The 18,037-nt window shown below is 46.6% G+C and carries 7 protein-coding genes and 1 pseudogene; 4 read left to right on the top strand and 4 right to left on the bottom strand.

Annotation, left to right across the window (positions count from 1 at the left end; all coding sequences use genetic code 11):
* The first annotated feature begins 948 nt into the window (after window positions 1-948).
* Together ACJJIO_RS03025 and ACJJIO_RS03020 are read left to right on the top strand one after the other, a co-directional pair.
* Entirely contained in the window at window positions 949-8,259 is a 7,311-nt protein-coding gene (locus ACJJIO_RS03025) for an FG-GAP-like repeat-containing protein (RefSeq protein ID WP_444910107.1), read from the top strand.
* A 1,088-nt stretch (window positions 8,260-9,347) separates the two neighbouring features.
* The gene (locus tag ACJJIO_RS03020) at window positions 9,348-9,596 is read left to right on the top strand and encodes a hypothetical protein (protein ID WP_444910106.1); all 249 of its coding nucleotides are present in this window, start codon (window positions 9,348-9,350) and stop codon (window positions 9,594-9,596) included.
* Between the two features lie 654 nt (window positions 9,597-10,250).
* Here the strand turns inward: ACJJIO_RS03020 and ACJJIO_RS03015 are convergent.
* Window positions 10,251-10,586, bottom strand: coding sequence for a hypothetical protein (locus ACJJIO_RS03015; protein WP_444910105.1), 336 nt, complete (start codon window positions 10,584-10,586; stop codon window positions 10,251-10,253).
* 419 nt (window positions 10,587-11,005) lie between these two features.
* On the opposite strand from ACJJIO_RS03015, the gene ACJJIO_RS03010 reads away from it, so the two are divergent.
* Window positions 11,006-11,317, top strand: a complete 312-nt coding sequence (locus ACJJIO_RS03010; protein WP_444910104.1) for a hypothetical protein — start codon at window positions 11,006-11,008, stop codon at window positions 11,315-11,317.
* 844 nt (window positions 11,318-12,161) lie between these two features.
* A pseudogene (locus tag ACJJIO_RS03005) lies at window positions 12,162-12,935 on the top strand (alpha/beta fold hydrolase); the annotation flags it as partial.
* A 70-nt stretch (window positions 12,936-13,005) separates the two neighbouring features.
* Here the strand turns inward: ACJJIO_RS03005 and ACJJIO_RS03000 are convergent.
* The 3 genes from ACJJIO_RS03000 to ACJJIO_RS02990 all read right to left on the bottom strand — a co-directional run bounded on the left by ACJJIO_RS03000 (window position 13,006) and on the right by ACJJIO_RS02990 (window position 17,767).
* Complete coding sequence (locus ACJJIO_RS03000; RefSeq protein ID WP_444910103.1) at window positions 13,006-13,905, bottom strand: alpha/beta hydrolase; 900 nt, start codon at window positions 13,903-13,905, stop codon at window positions 13,006-13,008.
* 231 nt (window positions 13,906-14,136) lie between these two features.
* Window positions 14,137-15,057: an ROK family protein gene (locus tag ACJJIO_RS02995; RefSeq protein WP_444910102.1), complete on the bottom strand. Its 921-nt coding sequence runs from the start codon at window positions 15,055-15,057 to the stop codon at window positions 14,137-14,139.
* Between the two features lie 205 nt (window positions 15,058-15,262).
* The gene (locus tag ACJJIO_RS02990) at window positions 15,263-17,767 is read right to left on the bottom strand and encodes a TonB-dependent siderophore receptor (RefSeq protein ID WP_444910101.1); all 2,505 of its coding nucleotides are present in this window, start codon (window positions 17,765-17,767) and stop codon (window positions 15,263-15,265) included.
* Between the last annotated feature and the right edge of the window lie 270 nt (window positions 17,768-18,037).

Genomic DNA, 18,037 nt, shown 5'->3' with positions numbered 1-18,037 from the left:
TTCGGATCTAGCTTAACATATCGAATTTTAATGTCGATATGGTCATCAGAGTGTTAGCCGCTAGCATCAAATTCAAGCTCTATTTTTTCCTACTATATAGGCCGCTAGTAGTATGGAGAATTTTTGATTATTCTCAATTGAATAGGTGTTTCCCTTAAAACCTATCATTGGAGTATTTTCGATGCCTGCCACCCTGAATCTGACGCTTTCGATTCTTATTCTTGTAATAAGTTTAGATTCTCACCCTTATATTAATGGAGGTTTTCTGTGAAAGCGATAGTGATTAGTAGTATATCTCCTAGAAACATTGTAAATCAGCTTTTTGTTTTCAAGCGAATCCATATTTTTTATAAAATATAACCCTTTCAGCTTAAAGGGAGGTATTTAAAGTTTTAATGTTATACATGTTCCTGTCAAACTTGGATTCCCGCAGTACTTTTTGGTGTATGTCAAGGAGGGGCGGTTGCGCTGATTGAGATTTTGCTTTTAGTGGACTCTGGATGCAAGTGTTGTAAGGCTTATTGCTTTTATGTGTTCTGTGTCACTGATAAGTTAAGGGGGTTTTTTGTGTTGGTTTTATTTCCGATCAAAGTTTATTTTGACGATGTGAATAAATTTTTAGCGTGTACCTTAAGGCTTGGTTGCTGCTGAGGGGTTTTATGTGGTCTTTTTTTATGGTGTGGGGTTGTAAAGGGTGGTAATGCTTTCCGTGAAATTAAAGTGCAACTTTAGGTTGTTTAATTTTGGTACTATTGTTTTGTTGTTTGTGTAAATTTAAGCTTATCTTTGAAGTGTGTTCATGTTTGTGTTGTTTTTTGCGGTTATATTAAAAATTGCCTTGTAAGTATGCAGTTGTAAATGTAGATTGCTGTCACCTTCCTTCTGGAAGTGTTGGAGTTGTTAAGTAAATAATTAATTTGGGGCTTGCCTTTCCTGGGATCTTTCTCTATGCGTCTCATTCTTGCTTTTCTGTGTTTGATTATTGGTGGGGTATTTCCTGTAGTTACAGTTGCCTCTACTGGCGTCATGGATAAGGGGTATAAAATCTATAGTGGTGACATTAATAAAGATGGTTTTAATGATCTTTATTTTGAGTACCACCGTCCCATTATTATGCTGCATGGTGAAGTGATTACCCCGGTAGCAATGCCTGAACTTCCAAGTTTTGTGATGTATGGAGCACTTATTGGGGGGGGGCATAATTACACCTCTCCAGTTGCCACCACATTGAGTGATTCTGCAGTTAACGCTTTAGAATTACTGGCCGGCAATATTTCCCTAACCGGCGATTTTAATGGTGATGGTGCATCTGACCTTTTGGTGCTCTCATCTACGCCGCTAATTTTGCATGCAAATGGCAATGGTCTTCCTAGCCTGGCTCAGTCTTTTCCCATTGGAAGCAACACTTCAGAGGTGGCTGTCATCCTATCTAGTGCCAATCCGAACTATGTCAGGATTGAAGATATTGATGGCGATGGACGTGATGATATTTTAGTTGAGGGTGCTATTGACGCTTCTTTACTAGCAAATAGCTCTGGTAAGTTTGATAGTTATGGTGCCCCCGTAGTAACCGGCAGCCCCAATATGGCTGGTGTGACAGGAGGGCAGTTCCGGGTTAATGAGTCTGGTGCAGTGACCTACTCAGTACCACTTGCTGTGGCAACTGGTACCGCCGGCGTTGCCCCGGAAATATCTCTCAATTATACAAGTAATGGTGGCAATGGTCTTTTAGGTAAGGGCTGGTCCATTGGTGGTTTATCAGGAATATCTCGCTGTCGTCAGACCCTGTCTATTGATGGAAGTATGGCCCCGATTAAATGGACAGAGTCTGACCGGTTTTGCTTGGATGGACAGCGACTATTAAAAACAAGTGGCTCACAGTATGGGGCGGTTGGCGCTACTTATAAGACTGAGATGGATTCCTTTGCTAAGGTTGTTTCCATTGGTGGTAGCCTTGGTAAACCAGATTATTTTAAGGTTGAGCGCAAGGATGGTTCGGTAAGTTATTATGGCAATAGAGGCGATGCAAAATTACTAGCCGGCGGTCATACATTAGTTTGGGCTCTGGGACGTTTTGAAGATAGTGTCGGTAACCCTATCGAGTTCCACTATGAAGGGGATGCGAGTTCAGGCCACCGTATCCAGGAAATTCGCTTTGCCTATGGTTCTGGCGGTTACGATGCTGAAATTGAATTTAAATATGATGGTCGTCCCGATTACTTGAAAAGTTATACGGCCGGCTACGAATTTAAGACAACGAAGCGTTTACAAAAAGTTGTTTCCAAATCCAATGGCTCTGTAATCCGCGAGTATACTCTTGGATACCAACCTGTCCTGCCTTTCGGCTCGGGTCAAAAGTATATGGACAGAACTTCACTTCTGTCCACCTTGCAAGAATGTGTTGGTTCCAGCTGTCTTCCTGCAATAAATTTCGAATGGCTGCAAGTTTCTTTGAAGCACAATGGTAGTGGCCATGAAACCATTGATTTTTCTCCGGCCTCTTCGCGATTCCTGGTTGACTATAAATATGCCGATATTAATGGTGACGGCAAACAAGATATCGTTTGGATTGAAGGGGATGCGGACGGGGATGACACCGATACACGGGTTAAATACGCTATTTCTAATGGTGTAAAATTCACCCTGCAAAAATTTGCGGGCACTCGATTTAACCACAAAAACAATCATGGTATTTACTTTACCGGCACTAATGTCGGTAAGGACTTTGCGATCCGAGTTCTCGATTATAATGCTGATGGTCGTCAGGATTTAGCAATTTTTAATGAGCGTGGAGCTTATAACTATACTGGTGGGAAATGGCATATATTTCCCAGCCGTTATATTAATGGCGCCTGGCGATTAGACTCAGAAGGGATTAGCACTGGGCTGGGTGATAAAGATGCGATCTTTGCCGATTTCAATGGTGATGGACTCGCGGATTATATTTCCGCTGCCACCGATGGCAAAGTCAAGGTTCGCCTATTGCAACCATATGGTGCCTCGGTATCTTCTGATCACTACTATAAATTTAGCAGTACAGAAAAAACCTATCCGCTTAATGTGAGCGGAGCTACTATTGGCGATCCGGATAAGCGAGTCCCGGATACTCTCGGCGACTTCAATGGCGATGGTTCTATTGACCTGCTGGTGGCAACCTACTCACAGAGGTATGGTTGTGTCACGACCGGTACTGGCGGTGGCAATGATCCCCCCAGGCACGAGCCATTCTTGCCAAGGCAATTGCTAGGCGGCCCAGACAGCTGTGGAGTAAATCAACAATGGCGCTTTTTGGGCACCTATTTCGATGGCTATCGAGTAGCTGTATTTGATAAGCAGACAGAATCTTTTAACTCTCTGGAGCTGTTATCCTCAAGTAACGATTCGAAAACGCCGATTGCAGTAGATATCAATAGTGATGGGCTTACTGATGTTGCTTATGTTACCGGCACTGATAATCTGGTCATCAAGCTAAGTACCGGTAACGGCTTTACCAGCCTTGGTTTTTTTGCAGGCGGTGAAAAAGCAAATTTTGCCGACCTAAATAACGATGGTTATCCAGATCTGGTATGGCCGGACTTTAATACTGGCTATATCAAGGTGCGTTATTTCGATCAGAATAGTGGCACTTTTGTCAGCAACGCCATAAATTGGAAGTACATCGGCAAGGATAAAAAGGACTTCCCCTGGTTTGCCGATACCAATGGTGACGGTCAGGTTGATTATCATAAGTATGATCAGTCCAGCGGTAAGGTGTATACCTATATTGCCAATGACAATTATCCAGAGGAAAGAAATAAACCTCACAATGTTATTCATCGCATTGATAATGGCATTGGCAATATAACGGAAGTCACCTTTGAGAATATGGTGAATGACGGTGTTTACTCCCGTCTTGAAATGTCCACCAGCACCACGCAGAAATGTGTAACTCATATCGAGGATTTAGAGCGCCTGGATGCGCGATCCTCTGTGAATGTTAACCGCGAGACGATCTGCTACCCAGTGACGGTAGGCAATCCAGCCTCTCTTTACAGTGCCCTCAATGGCAGCTGGGTTTTGCCTTCAGGAAGCCACACATTAGGCAAAGACAAGCCAGTATTAGATATCCTCTCCCCCATGTTCCTGGTTTCCAAGGTGGAGAGTTCCGCGCCGGCTGCGGGTGTCAACCCGGGAGCGGTCAATCGATCTGCCACCAGCTCGGTGTCCTACCACTATCACCAGATGAAGTTACAGGCCGCCGGCCGCGGTATGTTAGGTTTCCAAAAGGTGAGCACCACCGATAACCAGACTGGCGTGGTGACAGAAACCACCTATCGCCAGGACTTCCCCTTTATCGGTATGCCGCTTTACACAGAAACCCGTACTTCCAAGGGGGCACTTCTGAATAGGGCATCCAACAACTGGCGCCTGCAGGGGTGGGGTGGCAGTGGCACACCTTCTAGGCCGTACAAACCCTATATCTACAATGCGGTCGAAGAAACCTATGACTTAAAAGATAACGGCAATAGTGCTGGAGAGCTGCTGCAAACGGTTAGTACCACTAACAGCTATGATGGCTACGGTAACGCTCTCACTATTAACGTGGTGACAAAGGATGGAGCATCCGGCCAGCAGTTCGTCAAAAAAACCGAGAATGTGTATGGCAGTACTACCTGGGAAAAAGAGAAGGGCCGCCTGAGCCATACCAAGGTTACTAGCACCCGCCCAGGGATGCCCAGCCATGTGCGTGAATCGGCCTTTACCTACTACACCTCTGGAGCCCACAAAGGGCTGCTGAAAACCGAGATCATCGAACCGAATAAGTCGGAATTTAAGCAGGTCACCAGCTACGAGTACGACGGCTTCGGCAATGTCAGCAAGAAAACACTCTCTGCCTCTGGCGAGACAAGCCGCAGCGCCAGAACGGTGTACGACCCCTCCGGTCGCTATGTCTCCGAGAGCTATAACGCCCTAGGGCACCTGACTGAGAAGGTCGTCTCCCGTAACCACTTTGGTTCCCCCCTGATAGTGGAGGGCCTGAATGGTCTGATCAGCTATGCCTCCTACGACGCCTTTGGCCGTGAAGGCTACAGCTGGAACAACGCCGGTGCGGATAAGAAGACTCTATATGAACGCTGTACCAGTGGCTGTCCTAGTGGCGCCAAGTACAGAGTGACCACCAGCAGCAGTACCGGCAGCTGGGGCAGGGAATACTTCGATGCCCTCGGCCGTTCCATGCGCACCGAAACCCAAGGGCTGCACAATAAAGTCTATGCAGATAAAGAGTACGATAACCTCGGCCGGGTGAAATTTGTCAGCGAGCCCTATTTCTCTGGGGACACTCGTATGTGGACCGAGACCCAGTACGATCTGCTCGGCCGTCCTATCCGGGTCATCGCCCCCGACAACTCGGACGCAACGATCACTTACGCCGGTCTGAAGACCATCACCACCAACGACAAGGGGCAGCCTAAGACCGAAGTCAAAAATGTCGCCGGTGAGTTGGTGGAAGTGATCGACGCAATGAATGGTCGCCTCACCTACGAGTATGATAGCCAGGGCAACCTGCACAAAGCGAAATCCTGGGGCAAGACTAATGCCTCCGGCAGCCATATTGATGAAGGCGACGGCCTCAGCTACCCCATCGTCGTCACCATCAACTACGACCATCTGGGTCGTAAGGAAAATATGGATGACCCCGATAAGGGCGCCTGGAGCTATGAATACACGGGCTATGGCGAGCTGAAAAAGCAGACCAATGCCAATGGTCACACCGTCGCCTTCACCTACGACAAGCTGGGTCGCAAGCTGACGCGTATGGAAAAAGCCGGAGGCAGCAGCCTCACCAGCAACGTAACCTGGCTCTACGATACCGCCCAAAATGGCCTCGGCCAGTTGGAAATGATCAGCGACAGCGTCACCGGCTACCAAGCCGTGTACCAGTACGACCAGCTGGGTCGCAACCATGCCCAAGCGGTAGACTTCGATGGAGCCGGCCCTCAGCCCGCCTACGTTACCACCACGCTATTTGATGATTACGGCCGGGTAGAGCGCAGTTACGACGCCCTCGACAGTCTGCTAAGCACCGGGCAATCAGGTGTGCGCAACTACTACAATGGCAATGGCTACCTGTACAAAGTGGTCGATCTTGCGACTGGAGACCTGATCCAGGAAGTCAAAGCCCAGACCGCCCGCGGCCAGCTGAAAGAGCAACTATTGGGGAACGGCGCCACCACCAGTTACAGCTACGAAGGGAGTACTGGTCGCCTGCTCAACCAGACCTCCACCGTACTGGGCACCTTTGGTATCCAGAATATTACCTACCAATGGGATACCCTCGGCAACCTCAGTAGCCGCCACAACCAAAGTGGTAGCAAGAATCTGCGCGAGAGTTTCTGTTACGACAGCCTCAATCGCCTGATCAAAACCCATATCGGCAGCAGCAACTACAACTGCAGTAGTCTCAGTAGTGCCAACCAGGATGTGCGTTATAACGCCATCGGCAATATCACCTATAAAGCCGGGGTTGGATCCTATGTGTACGGCGAGAATGGAGCCGGTCCCCACGCAGTGACCACTGCCGGCGGCGTGCGCTACAACTACGACGCCAATGGCAATATGACCTCGGATGGCTTTAACGGTGGCCGCACTATTCGCTATACCACCTTCGACAAAGCCTCCTGGATCAAGAAAGGTAATCACACGACTGAATTCCTTTACGGGCCCAGCCACAGCCGCTATTACCGCAAGGACACCAACAGCAGCAATGGCGAAGTCACGGAAACCTGGTATATCGGCGGCATCGAGCGTATCCAGAAATCCAGCGCCCCCAACGAAATCGAATGGAAGCGTCAACTGGGCACCGCCGTATATACGGTCAAGACCGACCTGGCCTATGCCGTACAGTCCACCGACAAACTGTTCCTGTATAAGGACCACCTGGGCTCTATGGACCTGATTACCGACAAAGCCGGTAATGTCAAACAGGAAATGTCCTTTGACGCCTGGGGTCAGCGCAGAAATACGGCCAACTGGAATGCGCTCTCTCTCAGCGCGCTGTCCAACTTCGATCACAGCCGCACCACCCGTGGTTACACCGGCCACGAAATGCTGGATGAAGTGGGCCTGATCCATATGAATGGCCGCATCTACGACCCGCGCCTGGGGCGCTTTATGCAGGCGGATCCCTTTATCCAGGCTGCAGCGGATACGCAGATGTATAACCGCTATAGCTATGTGCGAAATAATCCGCTGAATGCAACGGATCCCAGTGGCTACTTTTTCGAAAAGTTGTTACGGCCATTCAAAAAAGTAATTCGTGGCTTTATGAGGACTATTGGCCAGGATGCTAGCTCTTTCTTGGGGAATATAGTTTCTAGCTTTTGTGGCCCCTATAAAGCAGCCTGTCAAGCGGTGTGGAGCTATGACCAAGCTAGAGCTTTCGGAGCTGATCCAAAGCAGGCAAGGCAGGTCGCAGCAATCTCAGGTGCCTCAGCTTGGGCCTTCCAAAAGGCACCTCAGTGGGCGGGGGCAAATACTTTGGCCAAATCGACTGCAGACCAAACGATACGCGTGGGAGCGAATGCTTATGTAAATGGTACCCAGTTTGCCAAGCTCATTGCTATACATGGAGTAATAGGGGGTGTGCAGGCGGAGCTTTCAGGCGGGAAGTTTGGGCATGGTTTTGCGTCTGCGGGAGTTGTTAAAGCTTTTGCTCCTGTGATAGGGAATGTAGGCAATGAGGCAATGCAATTTGCTTCAACTGTCATCTTGGGTGGAACTGCCTCAAAAATATCGGGTGGTAAGTTTAGTAATGGTGCGCGAACTGCTGCTATGCAGTATGTATATAATTGGGCTTCGTCCGGAGATGAGCAGGAGGGGCAATCTTCCAGCAGAAACTCTTGTGCAAGTGGAGTTCTCATTTGTGAAATGCACAAAGAGCCTCAAGGTGGTCATGGAGGCTATGATGGGCGCATGAAAATATCGAGCAGATATTTTGGAGAGGATGTTAGGAAATCAGTTAGGTATGATTGTTTGTGTGAAGGTGATGATAAGAACATAGCTTTGTTTGTTGGTCCAGGCAGAAATAAAGATTATGGCTATGGACACAACGATCGTAGGTCTTATGATCAACAAATGCAGTTGAAAATTACACCTTATACAGTGAAGTTTTCAGTGGATCTAAATTCGGATTTCGATAAATGGTATTATAGGCCTGAATTTTTTGAGGCCTATAAGAATAATTACCAAAAAAACATGTGGAAAACCAATGAGTATTAAGAGGGTTTTACTGGATACATTAATAGTTATTTTCTCCATGTCTTTTGGTTGGTTAATTACCGGTCTATCCCAAAGCTGGATGTTGGAGGCATTCTCGGTGATTTCAGGAGGCGAAAAAAAATTTAATACGTTGAGTTTTGTTATATTTCTTATGTGTTCATCATTTTCCATGTGGGTTTTCTTCAGGAAGGTCCAGCTTATGTATGCTGGTGTGATATTTTCGACACTGGTTTCTTTGGCTGCTTTAATGAAATTTTCCTATGTCGTGGTGTCTGAGTTGGTTGGGGTTAAGTTTAGTTATAGTCAAGTTTACTTTGATGGGGTTGTCTCGAGTTTTTTTGTTCTTGTGCCGTGGTTGTTTTTGTGGCTTTTGGTGCGGTCTAATCTAAAGTTTCTATATCTCATAATTTTACAGTTATGCCTGTCATTCTGGTCTGTATTTGTTATAGCTTTCTAATATGCAGAGAGCATCCACTAGGGATGCACGATCTAAACGGGGGGTAATGTTTGATATTTTTTGAGAGGCGATTGAAACAGATGAGCGCACCTCTTCGCATGGGAGTGGGCAAGAAATTAAGGTTTCAATTAATTCTAAGTAGGGTGATTTGTTGAGTTGGATAAGGGGGGGATGATGTGACTACCTACACTAACTCTACTTGTCTGTCCTCTCATGCTTTAGTTCAAAATTATTTTGATGATTCTGAGCTTGTGTTGTTTGACTGCTGATATTTGGTAGATCAATGAATTAATGAGGGTACTCGGTTGTTATGAGTCTCCAAGTGGGGGGTGAAAAATCATGTGAGTTAGAGGGCCTGTATTTCAAGCTAAATACTGTCTTTGAGAGAGTTAAGTTGATGGCAGAAATAATGGAGGTGGGAGCTCTGCTAATCCTGGTGATGGTGGTTTTATAGGCATGTTTTGATCCTTTTTGGCGGAGGTTGAAAAAATTTTACTTTCTAGATGTGATTTTCCCGGAAATATTCTAGGGGTTCTTATAAAATATTTCTCTTTTCTCTTTTCTCTTTTCTCTTTTCTCTTTATTTTTATAGCTGTCCTCTTTTGCTTCTGCTACAACGACAATAGGTTATTTGGAAGTCGAAAAAATAGGTTGCCATCTAAATGATACTAACTGTTACGTTTATGTAAATGAAAGTGTTGGCCCTGCAGAGTGTGATAAGGCTACTCTTCGCTGCAACAAGGATGATGATGTCAACGGGAAGGAAGCGCTGTACCTGTTAACAGCCGCGCATTTTGCAGGTAAGAAAGTTCAGTTCAACCTTTTAGATAGCTGCTATGGCAGCTACCCCACTTTTGCTTGGCGCAATATTGGTAAGTAGCTGTTCTCAGGGGGAGAGCTTAGATGCTTTGCGGTGTAGGCATCTTGGAAGCCTCTGAATAATTCCCTTAATTACTCTGAAAATCCGTTGAGGGCCTCATCTGCTGCGTTGCAGCTCTTGTAAAGAGCTGGGTCGCGGTAAGCTGGGCCTAACATCTGTAGTCCTCAAAATCCGCAGAGATATTGCAGAGTTATTCATAGGCTCCTTAGAGTTATGTCTCCTTGGATATTTTTATTAAAATTCAAAGCTACTTGATGCAAGGCGCACTTTTTACTGTCTACGTATATGGCAAAGGAGCCCGTGAGGTTTAGTTACTATGATTGCACTGGCAGTGGCTCCAAAGTGTTGTTGTCTTCAGTTGTGCTTCCTGAATAGAATAAAAGTAATGATGCTATCGGGTTCTCTAATATATTTGTTAGGCTCAAGATATAATGGGACCTAATAATTCTGAGTTTGTTAACGGCTACGGTTTAGAGTTGGTAGAGTGGAGTGATTTATCTTTTGTGAGTTTCGCCCCCCCCTTGCATATATAAACCAGCATTCAAAATAGAGGGTGATCGAATAGAATGCCGGTTTATTGCGCAGAAAGAATATATTGCTTTAAGTTCGGTCGGCTTTAATAAGAATTAAGGTAAATCGATAGCTATATATTTTCTATGGCATAACAGACAGGTTTCTTAAGTCAGCAACATTTTGATAGGTTGTACAGTTATCGCTACTCTTCAAAGTAACAGTTTGCTGAGTGGTGAGAGCACTTAAAAGTAAACTGAGGTATATTTTACTTTCTTCTTCTTTCCCATCAAACGCAAAGCTATAGCTTGTGTTGGTTGAGCAGGAAACCTCCCCTGAAGGTATTCCCTGAACTTTAACAAAAATTTTACCTTGATACTGTGGGCCAGTATGAATTTGACTTAACTTTCCTGTAAAGACAAATTCGGCTAGGCATGAAGTGGGTAAGGCAATAAGCAGTATTGCTAATAGTTTTTTCATCTTGAAGGCTCGTGATCGTTGTCTGAGAGTGATTTTCTTCGCAATATAATCTTTAGGATTATACTACACTTACTACCTCAGTAAAATATTTATTTTTTATATGAATGTTTTCTAGGGCTGGATATCTCTTATTTTTTCCAGTCTTTACGTAATTTTTTAAGTTAAAAGATAAGGCTAGGTAAGGGGCTGTGTTAAAGGGGCGGCTTGTGCGCGAGACATTGTTTTAATTTTAGCAACTTACTAGCCGCATTCAGAGCAAGGTAGTTAATAATTGACCTGGAAGCTCAGAGATAACAGCGTTGATTGCCCACATGTACGATATTTGATAGGAATATTAAATTAGCAGGTTGCTGGCCAGCTGTTATGAATTACTAATTTTTCGAGGTGATAATGAACCCTTTAAAAGCTTAGGCTTTTTTATGATGCTCTTATCGGGCGATGTGCTGGCTCTAGGGGAGGCTAACGAATCCACAGTTCGCTATATAGAGGTGTTTTCGAGTGCCTCCTCAAGAGATGGCGAAGTGGTCGTGAAGTTGGACGCTGAAACTGAGAGTTGTCATCAGTATTGGATAAAGTCGAAAGAGAGTGTAGGCCAAAAAAACTCAGAGTCTTCCACCCTGGCGCCACTCCATGCCAAATCTACAGTGCGGATTGTTGGGGATGCTGACAGCCTTTGGAGTGGAAGCCGCGTCTTTAAGACCTGTGAGATTATTTCATTGCGTGTTCTGTAAAGGTTTTTGTAGTTTGAAAACTGGTGATGTCCTCTAGCTAGAGCAGCCCCACTTTTGCTTGGTACAACATTGGTAAGTAGCTGCTCTTAGGGGCGCGTTTGCCCGCATTGCGATGTAAGTAGCTTGTATTAGGTGGCTGTATTTATTATGCGGCCTTTTCAAATGATGGTATGAAGGGTAGAGTAACTTCTAGTTTCTTGGCTCAAAACACTTTTTCAGTTCTCTTATCCCCCCTTATATTGGATTATCCCTACTCCACAAATAGTCCTTTTGCAGATGCCTTTTTGTGTAAATTCTTCCTCTGCCTTCAGCTGAATCGTAATATCTTGACTTCATGAGCATTTCCCATGAGGTGTCGCGATACAGTGAGAAGGTTAAGATTGGTAAAGAGAAATGGTGCTCTTCTTATATGTGAAGCGAAGAATTCCTATTGAATGTTACTTTGCCCTGTCTTACCCCCATCTCGTCTCAAGGTTTGTATTTTTTGATGTATTTGTAATATAAGCTTCTTTAAGTTTGAATTTTTTTGGCTTTCTATAAATTTTATTGGACTTTTGTGTTTGATGAAGAGGTATCTTATTAATATTTTAAATCTTAAATCGGTGAGTATATGTTAAATCCATTATGGTTAAGATTTCTCCCTGACAGTTTTATTTTTGTTTTTTTCTGGTGGGGTGTTTGCTAATCAAGTCAATTTTAAAGGGGAGGTGCTAAGTGGTAGTGCAAAATTGCACCTTGAGGTATCTGGTCTAAACTTATCTAAACCTTTAATCCTTTTTCTACATGGCGGTCGGGGGATGTAGAGCTTGGGTTAGTCCCATTTCAGGTAACTGTTGGGCGGGCGCTCGAAGAAAGGTATTTAGTGGCTTATCTTCATCAAAGAGGGGCCGGCAAGTCTCTTAAGGTGAGCGAAGAAACATTAACGATAAAGAACAATATTCAAGATGTGCACAATGTTATTTCTTTTTTAAAAACGCACTATAAGAAAGATAAGGTTACCTTAGTTGGTCACTCTTGGGGCGGGGGGCTTGCAGCTCTCTATGCGAGTGAGCATCCTGAGACATTGGAGAGGTTGGTGTTTATCTCTTCCTTCCAGGATGCGCAGAAGCAGGCAGAAACCAGCTTAGAAGCAACTCTGAAATGGGCGGAAAGGGAAGGCAACCAATTAGCCATACAGGAGTTGAAGAAATATCAAGACTCTCCCTCTGAGCATTATTTGCTGCTATCCAAGTGGGCGAGTCGAGCGAATGGTGGTATCGCGAACGGAGTTGATATTCGAGGTTTTTTAGCCGCTGAAAAAATTGATGAAGAGTTCCCTGGATGGCAGGAGCGGCGTGGAATCTTAGTCGACAAGATGAACGATGAGCTTCAGGCGATGAGCGTTAATGGAGCTATCGATCATTTACAGATACCAGCGCAGTTCGTTGTCGGTGAGAATGATTCCATTACCACGCCTTTACAGGTAAAGGCAGATTATAAAAGGTATAGAGGGAGTAAATGTTTCTCGGTACTAAAGGATAGCCATCACTTGCCTTTTATGGACGCAGCAGAAAGTCTGGAGAAGACTATGTTGGTCTTTTTAGAGGGCGAGGAGTGTATTAGTGACGCGTATGAGTAATGGATAGCAAGCCTGGCGAGTAGTGTCCGGGCCCTATAGCGTTTCTCTGCTCTAGGGCCGGAAAGTTCGATTAAAACGAATACTTTCGTGGTAGCACTTTGCTTTTGAAAATCTGTTCTATCCCTTTATCGTAACCTGGATTAACTACGGTATCGTGGTTTTCACCCTTGATGACTCGCTTGCGTAGAGTCAAATTTTCATAATCTCGGGACTTGAGTCGCTGGGCTAGGTCCCTAAAATCTTGAACGCCGCAAACTTCCCCTTCTTCTAAGCAGATTTCCTCCCCACCGATAAACATATACACGCTTTTCGGTAAGTCAGTCTGGCGTTCGGCGTAGGTGAGTTCACTTTCTAGAATTTGCTTATCGGCCCACCAGATGCTGGGGCTGCCGATCACATAGCGGTCGAAGTTATCGGTGTGATTGAAGAGGGCGTGCAGGGCTAAGAGCCCGCCGAGGGAGTGGCCAGCCAGTGTTTCGTCACTTTCATCTCCCTTGAAAGAATTATTGATAAAAGGCTTGAGCTCGTTCTCCAAAAACGCCAGAAATTGGTTGGCGCCACCACCCAGAGTATTCCCCCTAATCTCTCCAGGTACTGGAGTAAAATCCGTTAAACGTAAGGTGAAGTTGGAACTATCCAGGGGGTGTGAGATACCAACCAGAATCACCGGTGGTAGCTTGGTATTGCCTTGCTCATCGGGTACCTGTTCGTGGATCAGGTTCGGGGCCACCATAGGGAAATTCATATACCCGTCGGTCATATAAATGACCGGATACCGGGTATTGTCTTCCGGGTTAAAGGAGAGCGGCAGTAGCACATCAATTACAAATCCACGCCCCAGTAAGTCGGAATGAAAGTTGTAAGAGAGAATGCCCTGGCGGGTAAATGTTGTGGGTTCAGCGGTGCCGGCTTGCACACACTGAGTGGCCAAAACCATTAAGCCTATAAACAATATTTTAATTATTTTCATCTTTATCCCTTAATGAGCCACGCTTAAGTGTGCTCAGCCGCGTCAGTGGGCGGTCAAGACTGACAAGCCTATCAGATCGGATACGAGACTAGCTACCTTGCGCTGTGCCAACAGTCGCAAAGATGAGTATATAAGTTGGAAAGGGAGTTGTGGGGCGCAGTTTGGCGGGTGGAGTGGCGCCAGGAATATACCCCTGGCGCTTCCACATCCTGTGAGGGAGGATTTGGTTATCTAATAGCTGGAGCAAAGTGCCTGGGCCATACGCAGAGAGCCGACCTCTCCGGAGCGGCCGGCGAGTTTTGGTGGGACTATAAAAGAGCGGATATTGCGCTGGGATACCTGGGGGAAATAACCACCCGCCAGGTCGAGAAACTTGTCGTGAATACGTGTAAACAGGTGCGCTTGTTCCATAACGCCGCCACCGAGGATGATTCGTACCGGTGAGTAGCAGCTGGTCAGGTTTATACACATGGTGGCTAGGTATTCCGCCTGTAAATCCCAGGCTGGATGATCACTGTCCATACTCTGGCCGCGCAGGCCCCAGCGGTCTTCAATAGCGGGGCCGCAGGCGAGGCCTTCCAGACAATTGCCATGGAAAGGGCAGTGACCAGGGTAGGGGTCCCGTTGTTGGTCTTGCGGCATCAGCATATGACCGATTTCCGGGTGCATGGCGCCGTTGACCAGTTTGCTATCTACCATTACCCCGGCGCCGATACCGGTGCCGATGGTGACGTAGACAAAATTCTTTACACCTACAGCGGCGCCGCACAGGTGTTCTCCCAGCGCTGCGCCATTGACATCAGTGTCGAAAGCTACAGGAATAGAGAGTGCCCCCTGTAACTGACCGGCCAGGTTGGTATTGGACCATCCATTTTTAGGGGTGTTAGTGATAAACCCGTACTGGCTGGATTGAGGATTCAAATCCACCGGGCCGAAGCTTGCGACACCCAGTGTGGAAATAGGGCCATGGCGTTGGGCGCCGGCCTGGAAGAATTCAATGACCTGACCGAGGGTTTCTTTCGGTGTGGTGGTTGGGAAGCTGGCCCTCTCCCAGACATCATTGGGACCTGCGGCGATTGCACAATTAAATTTCGTGCCGCCGGCTTCTATGCCTCCAAGCAAGGTATTTACTGCTTTGCCTTGCACTTCCATCCTAATTTGCTCCACTGGCTGGGTATTCTATTTAAAGAAATATTTGGTCGGTTAATTTTAACAGGCTACTCCTCTGGAGGAGTGGCTACAGTAAGTTTTTCGTCAAAGAAAAAGACCGGGTGCCAACGGGGAGGCTGGACCCCCGGTGTTTGCAAGCGGCCCTAAGCGGGCTGCAAACGACTTACTGGAGTAGGGAGGACAACGATCAAAAAGCGTAATTGAAGCTGACACTGGTGGAGCGGCCGCTGATGGCCCTGCCGCGAACAATATCTCCAGCTTTTGCGTAAGACTCTTCAACCTCAGTTACAACAAATTCATCAGTAAGGTTGTTTACATTAAAGGAGACGGTGAGATCCTCAGTGACATAATAAGAGCCGAACAGATTTACCAACACATAACCATCTTGTTTCAGTTTGTTGGAATCTGAAACGTAGTACTCAGTGGAGCCCTGCAGGCTGGCGCCGAAGGTTAGGCTGTCACCAAAATTATACTGAGGGGTAATGGTGTAAATAATATCTGCCTGACGGCGGGGAGTATTGCCCACTACCGATGGGTTATTCGCATCTTTGCTGATTTCGGCATCCGTCCAGGTCAGGTTGCCGTTAACCGAGAAATCGCCATAAATATAGGAGCCTTCCAGCTCTATACCTTGTGCTTCATACTCGCGTACGAAAGTTAGGCCGCTGGTGATTTCCGCATTGGTCTCTTCGGTGATGGTATTGAAATAGGTGGCAAAAATATCAAAGTCACCAGCGCTAAACTTGTAACCGATCTCCAGCTGGTCAACAGAATCAAAGCCATCGGTGGTGTCGCTGAGGCTGCCATCACTATTTAAAGCGCCGCTAATTTGCAGCAGGCGATCGGCAATTGCGCGGCCACCTTCACTGTAACGAGCAAATACCGCCATGCTGTCATTGATTGCATAGTTGCCGCCAAGGGAGAAGGAGGTGTTATCTGCATCATAGTCGACCAGTTGGGTATTGCCGTTAGCCATAGTGATAATGCCACCGGTAAAACCAAAGGCATCTGATGCGCTCGCATCTTCCACATCGCTGATAATGCCATCTCCGTTGATATCGTAATCGGTATCGCCACCACAGCAACTGGAAACCAGAGAGCCCTTTGCATTGACTATATCGTGGCGTGCACTGACGTCGAAGGTGAAGTCCCCAACATCGAAAGACACGTTCATATAAGGAGCGTAGGTTTCATATTCCAGATCCCAGGCATAGGACAGGAAGCTTGCCGACCAGAGGCCATCATCGACTAACAAATCTCCGTTGGCATTCGCTGTGATGGTTAGATTCTGGGAGTCACTGCCATCCACGCTTTGGATTAGGGCATTCCAACTATTCCAGCTGGTCTTGATATTTTGCTTGGAGTAGTAGAAGCCTGCGGAAACAACAATATTGTCATTAATTAGCTTATCGACTTTGAAATCGTTGACGATCAATCCCAGATCATGGATTTCTGTATCGAACAATAAGTTCAGATAGGCTAATTCATCGACCTCTCCGCCATTGGCGTAGGTCACAGTGGTTCCTGCACTACAGTCCACTGCAGAACCCTCTCCGCTAACGGCATTGGCACAGATCAGGTCTGCCATACTTTGTGCGGATTGTGGGCCGTAATTGCCAAAGGTGTCAGTAAAGGGGGAGATAAAGCTACCGCTTATATCGGAAATTCTGAACTTGTCAGTAATGGTCCAGCCATTCTCAAATTCAAATTGACTCTCAAATCCATAGGCTTCTACCAGGGATTCAATACCGTCGCTAAGATCCCGATTTACCGGGTTGCCATAGGCATCGAAAGTAGAAATATCGCGGTAATTGTCTGAGTGCAGGGTCTGGCTGCTGGCATCGAAGTTGGCTACAGTGCCGAACTCTCCATTGCCTTTATAAGTTACCGGGCCGGGTAGGTAAGTGGTCACCCGATCGTCCAGGTGTTTGTAGTAAAGGCGCACATAACCGTTGTCAAAATCTTTGGTGAGATTGGCCTTTAATTGGCCACCGGAATCGCCATCAAAGCCGGTTTCACGAACACCTTCCCCCTCGCGCAGGAAGCCGCCTACATAAAACCGCAGGGTATCGCTGAGGTGGTGCCCGTAGCCGAAGTTCAGGCGGGTTTCATCGTAATCTGCACCAAAGGAGAGGCCTATATTCCCGCCTTCCTCTTCTCCGGTCTTGCTGATCATGTTGATCACACCGCCGGGGGAGTTGCTGGCAAAGGTGGAGGCGGAGCCGCCGCGTACACTTTCAATGCGGGATAGGGAGGAATCGGCTCGAATAAAGTTGTCGGTATTGCCGAAATTGACATCGCCGTATTCGAGTACTGGCAGCCCATCCTCGTGGATCTGCATGTACTTGGAGCCGCCAGTGGCAAGCGGAATTCCCCTTACCGTGATATTGGCATTGCCACCACCACCAGAAGATTCAGCGCGTATACCTGGCAGGCTACGGAAAACTTCTGCGGTTGAGCGGGGAGCGTAGTGAGACAATTCTTCGGTATCTAGGGCGCTAACAGAGATGCTGGATTCCATTTTCGTTACGGGGCGGGCCGTAGCGGTAATGATGACTTCCTCAATCTCCAACTGCTCTTGGGCGGTTACCGCAGAGCTAACACTGGATGCCACAGCTATCGCCAGGGCGATTGAACTTGGTTTAAAACCTCTGACCCATTTGCAATCGGTTTGAAAGTCTTCTGCCTTCACGACGCTCTCCTCAATCATCACTTATGGTTATTAGTTTTCACTGGAGGCCCATTTAGGTTGGGCTCTTCTTTTTTCTTGATTCGCATGGCTGGATGGCCATTTTTTATTTATTAAACCACTGTGATTTAATGTGGGCAATAGAATTTTTCGGAAAATTTACCTGTTGATTTTAAGAGTTTAACTAAATCAATCAGTAAGAGTTACTCTTCAATGGAGGGAGCCCGGGTACTGCTTGGGTGCTGAAGAAAATTTGCTTGGATTGTGGGGGTG

Source organism: Microbulbifer mixtoriginis (SeqCode) (assembly GCF_052467235.1).
This window is presented reverse-complemented; position numbering and strand designations above follow the sequence as displayed.

Bases quoted from the DNA above. Each gene is read 5' to 3' on its own strand.
- ACJJIO_RS02995 (WP_444910102.1), bottom strand. From the start codon at position 15,057: ATGGAAGTGCAAGGCAAAGCAGTAAATACCTTGCTTGGAGGCATAGAA.
- ACJJIO_RS03015 (WP_444910105.1), bottom strand. From the start codon at position 10,586: ATGAAAAAACTATTAGCAATACTGCTTATTGCCTTACCCACTTCATGC.
- ACJJIO_RS03010 (WP_444910104.1), top strand. From the start codon at position 11,006: ATGATGCTCTTATCGGGCGATGTGCTGGCTCTAGGGGAGGCTAACGAA.
- ACJJIO_RS03000 (WP_444910103.1), bottom strand. From the start codon at position 13,905: ATGAAAATAATTAAAATATTGTTTATAGGCTTAATGGTTTTGGCCACT.
- ACJJIO_RS03025 (WP_444910107.1), top strand. From the start codon at position 949: ATGCGTCTCATTCTTGCTTTTCTGTGTTTGATTATTGGTGGGGTATTT.